Source organism: Stenotrophomonas maltophilia group sp. Smal13, assembly GCF_030236855.1.
In the GTDB taxonomy this organism is placed as follows: Bacteria; Pseudomonadota; Gammaproteobacteria; order Xanthomonadales; family Xanthomonadaceae; genus Stenotrophomonas; species Stenotrophomonas maltophilia_A.
The window spans coordinates 1-4,421 of the sequence record NZ_JASJSQ010000156.1; the positions used below are offsets into that span (position 1 = coordinate 1).

At 66.3% G+C, this 4,421-nt stretch carries 4 protein-coding genes; 2 read left to right on the forward strand and 2 right to left on the reverse strand.

Going from position 1 to position 4,421, the window contains the following annotated elements; translation table 11 throughout:
* Nucleotides 1–376: 376 nt before the first annotated feature.
* Nucleotides 377–1,006, reverse strand: coding sequence for a YitT family protein (locus QRO95_RS24965; protein WP_049463677.1), 630 nt, complete (start codon nucleotides 1,004–1,006; stop codon nucleotides 377–379).
* 203 nt (nucleotides 1,007–1,209) lie between these two features.
* On the reverse strand, nucleotides 1,210–2,229 hold the full coding sequence (locus tag QRO95_RS24970; RefSeq protein WP_071229155.1) for a zinc-binding alcohol dehydrogenase family protein: 1,020 nt from the start codon (nucleotides 2,227–2,229) through the stop codon (nucleotides 1,210–1,212).
* Between the two features lie 357 nt (nucleotides 2,230–2,586).
* Between QRO95_RS24970 and QRO95_RS24975 the strand changes: the two genes are divergently transcribed.
* Complete coding sequence (locus QRO95_RS24975; RefSeq protein WP_010483958.1) at nucleotides 2,587–3,678, forward strand: OmpA family protein; 1,092 nt, start codon at nucleotides 2,587–2,589, stop codon at nucleotides 3,676–3,678.
* 220 nt (nucleotides 3,679–3,898) lie between these two features.
* Nucleotides 3,899–4,405 (forward strand): hypothetical protein, encoded by a 507-nt coding sequence (locus QRO95_RS24980; protein ID WP_010483956.1) that lies wholly within the window; start codon nucleotides 3,899–3,901, stop codon nucleotides 4,403–4,405.
* The last annotated feature ends 16 nt before the right edge of the window (nucleotides 4,406–4,421 follow it).

Consider the following 4,421-nt stretch of genomic DNA (forward strand, 5'->3'; position numbering starts at 1 on the left):
GCGCGAACCGCGGGCCCCACTTAACTACCTCCACTCCCCCGCGCCTGCGGCGCTGCCCCCGAACTCCGGGGGGTAGTGCCGGCCGCTGGCCGGGTACGCTCGGCACATGCGTGCTGTCGCTCCCGCAATTCGCTGCGCGAACCGCGGGCCCCACTTACCGGCCTCCACGCCCCCGCGCCTGCGGCGCTGCCCCCGAACTCCGGGGGGTAGTGCCGGCCGCTGGCCGGGTACGCTCAGCACATGCGTGCTGTCGCTCCCGCAATTCGCTGCGCGAACCGCGGGCCCCACTTACCGGCCTCCACGCCCCCGCGCCTGCGGCGCTGTCCCCGAACTCCGGGGGCGGTAGTGCCGGCCGCTGGCCGGCATCCTGGGCAGATCAGGGGGACTGCGGCTGCCGGCCAGCGGCCGGCACTACCGGGGTGCGACCGATCCCGAACCAGCCCAGCGTGACACCACACAGCGGACCGATCAGCAGGGCGAAGGCGAGGGTGCCGAGGCCGACATTGCCGCCCAGCCACCAGCCCAGCAGCAGCACGCTGCCTTCGATCAGGCTGCGCACTTTCCAGATCGGCCAGCCGGTGCGGGCATGCAGGCCGGTCATCAGGCCGTCGCGCGGGCCAGGGCCAAGCCTGGCGCCGATGTACAGGCCGGTGGCCAGCGCGACCAGCAGCATGCCGGCGCAGAACATTGCCAGCTGCCAGCCAAGGCCGACTGCCGGCGGCAGCAACCATAGCCCGAACTGCGCGGAAGGGCCGATCAGCATCACGTTGAGCACGGTGCCGACACCCGGTTTCTGCCGCAGCGGCCACCACAGCAGCAACACCAGCGCACCGATCACGTTGGTGGCCAGCCCGAACGACAGCGGCGTCTGCGCGGCGATGCCCTGCGACAGCACGTCCCAGGGCGCCACGCCGATGGCCGCACGGATCATCAGCGAGGCGCCGAAGCCGTACAGGAACAGGCCGGTGATCAGTTGCAGCAGGCGCAAGGGCAGGGCGGTGGGCATGGCGGTCTCGGGGGAGGGGAATCTGTTCCCACCGTAATCCCGATTTATTCACTTCCATAGATACAGATGCCGACCAATCCGCCGCTACAGTGGCGTCGAGCGTGCTCGACTGCTCCTGATGAATCAGTCGAGCACGCTCGACGCTACGATCAGACCGCACGGCCGGGCATGGGCTCGGCTTTACATCGGCGTTCCAGCCTGGCTCAGTCGCCCCAGCCTGCCAGCGCCAGCTTGCCCACCGTGCGTCCGCTGGCCAGGCGCTGATGCGCGATGTCCAGATTTGCCGCATTGATCGGGCCCAGGCTTTCACTGAGGGTGCCGCGCAGCTGGCCGGCATCGATCATGCTGGCCGTGCGGCTGAGGATGCGGTGCTGCTCGATGCAGTCGGCAGTGGCAAAGCGCGAGCGCGCGAACATGAACTCCCAGTGGATGCCGATGCACTTGGCTTTGTAGGGATCGCCGATGCGCAGCGGCCCACGCGGCTCGACGATCAGGCCCACATGTCCCTGCGGCGCCAGCAGCAGGCCCAGTTCGTCCCAGTAGTGATCGGTGTCGGCCAGGTTGAGTGCGACCTGCACCGTGTCGATGCCCAGCGCCTGCAGCTGGGCCTGAAGTGGTTGCCGGTGGTCGATCACGTGCCGGGCACCCATCTGCCGGCACCAGTCGGCCGAGGCCTCGCGCGACGCCGTGGCGATCACCTCGAAACCCGCATGGCGGGCCAGCTGGATTGCCATCGAGCCGACCCCGCCCGCACCGCCGATCACCAGCAGGTGCTGGCCGGCGTGGCGGCGATCGTCCAGCCGCAGCGGCATGCGCTCGAACAGCAGCTCCCAGGCGGTGAGCGTGGTCAGCGGCAGCGCTGCGGCTTCAGCGAAATCCAGCGTGGTTGGCTTGCGCGCGACCAGGCGTTCATCCACCCAGTGGTACTGCGCATTGCAGCCGGGGCGGGTGACATCGCCTGCGTAATAAACCTCGTCACCGGAGGCAAACAGGCTCGCCTCGTCGCCGATTGCCTCGACCACGCCGGCAGCGTCCCAACCCAGCACGCGGGGTGCCTGGAGCGTGGCCGGATCCGTGCTGGCACGCTGCTTGCCATCGACGGGGTTGACTGAAACCGCCTCGACCCGGACCAGCAGGTCACGCCCCCGGGGAGGCAGCGGCGGAGGCAGGTGGATATCGCACAGGGCAGGGGCGGATTCACGACTCAGGGCGACGGCTTTCATCACGGCTCCGGCTGGGTTCGTGGCTCCATCATAAGGTTCCTCACGTTTCCGCAGACGCGCTGAACCGTTTGATGCAGCGCGCCGCGCAATATGTCGTTTTCCCCGCCTAAACCCCGTCAAACCCTTGCAGCGTGAGGGTCTTGCGGATTTTCATCATCCTGTATAGGGTTTCAACGTCGGACCGGCGGACGGTCGGGCGCAACACTTCACATGTTACGGGGCTGTTAACATGGCCTTCACCCGCCTGAGCATAATGTTCGCGGCGGTGGCGTGCTGAATCGGCTGTCGTACATCGACGCACTTGTGCTGGCCCATGCCTCTACCGGTTTCATACCCCCGAAATAGGAGCTGTACTCAATGAACAAGAAGATCCTTACTGCCGCGCTGCTGGGCGGCCTGGCTTTTGCCCAGGCAGCTTCGGCGCAGGAGTTCGATGACCGCTGGTACCTGACCGGTTCGGCCGGCTTCAACTTCCAGGACAGCGACCGTCTGACCAATGACGCTCCGTTCGTGACCCTGGGCCTGGGCAAGTTCATCAGCCCGAACTGGTCGCTGGACGGTGAGCTGAACTATCAGAACCCGAACTTCGATTCGAACAAGGACCTGAACTGGTCGCAGTACGGCGTCTCGCTGGACCTGCGTCGCCACTTCATCAAGGAAGGCCGCGGCTGGAACCCGTACATCGTCGGTGGCCTGGGCTACCAGAAGTCGGAAGAAGAGTACCCGGCGCTGAATGCCAACGGTCCGCGCCAGCGTAAGGACGGCAACGTTGCCGCCAAGCTGGGCGTCGGCCTGCAGACCACCTTCGAAAAGCGCGTTGCTGTCCGCGCCGAAGTGGCCTACCGCGCTGACTTCGACGACCAGAGCGTTGCCGCTCCGAAGGAAGACTGGTTCGGTGACGTGCTGGCTTCGGTCGGCGTCGTGATCCCGCTGGGCCCGGCTCCGGTCGCGGCTGCTCCGGCTCCGGCTCCGGTTGCCCCGAGCTGCGCCGACCTGGATGACGACGGTGACGGCGTCAACAACTGCGACGACAAGTGCCCGAACTCGCAGCCGGGTCAGACCATCGGTCCGGACGGTTGCCCGGTGCCGGTCTCCATCGACCTGAAGGGCGTCAACTTCGACTTCGACAAGTCGAACCTGCGTCCGGACGCCGTGGCGATCCTGAGCGAAGCCACCGAGATCCTGAAGCGTTACCCGGATCTGCGCGTTGAAGTTGCCGGTCACACCGACTCGAAGGGTACCGACGCTTACAACCAGAAGCTGTCGGAGCGTCGCGCTACCGCCGTGTACAACTATCTGACCAAGAACGGCGTTGACGCCGGTCGCCTGGTCGGCCCGATCGGCTACGGCGAGAGCCGTCCGATTGCTCCGAACACCAACCCGGATGGTTCGGACAACCCGGAAGGTCGCGCCAAGAACCGTCGTACCGAGCTGAACGTCCAGAACTAAGTTCTGACGCTCTGCCAGTAGGACACAGCAGGACCCGGCTTCGGCCGGGTCTTGTTGTTTCTGCGGCCCGGAATCCGTGTGTCCGTCGGTCCGGGAACAACCGTTCGTCGGGTTTTTATCCGTAAAACCAATGAGTTGCCGTATTCATTGAAAGTGGCGCTTGAAAGCTGTCGCGGCATTGCTAAACTCGCCGCGTCACTTCCTTTCCTGGATGCCCTTCATGCTGCGCTCTGCATCGGCCGCCTTCCTGGCGCTGGCCCTGGTTCCCGCCGCCCACGCTGCGGTCGATTGCTCGGTCAACACCAGCGCCTCGCCGCTGCCGTTGCCGGCCACGACCATCGCGCCGGTGGCCGACGAGCTCTACATCCGTGGCAACCAGCTGGGCATGCCGGCCGGCGTGCTGAGCAGCAACTACGATCCGTCGCAGTCGCTGGACCAGGTGCTGCAGCGCCTGCGCATCGATGGTTGCCAGAACATCGCCAAGGCCATTCCGAGCGCCCCTGCAGTGAAGCCGAACGATCCGGCGGCCTACAAGCCGCAGACCGAATTCGACAACACGCCCTGGCGCTTCGACATGAGCCAGAACGGCAAGCGCATGACCGCCGAAGAGTTCGACGCCTGGATGAAGGCGCGTGGCGTGCGTGTGGTCAAGGCGCGTCCGGCTCCGGCCGCCACTCCGGCCCCGGCCGAAGCACCGGCTGAGACCAAGCCGGTCGACAAGAAGTAAGCACCGCGGGGAGCAG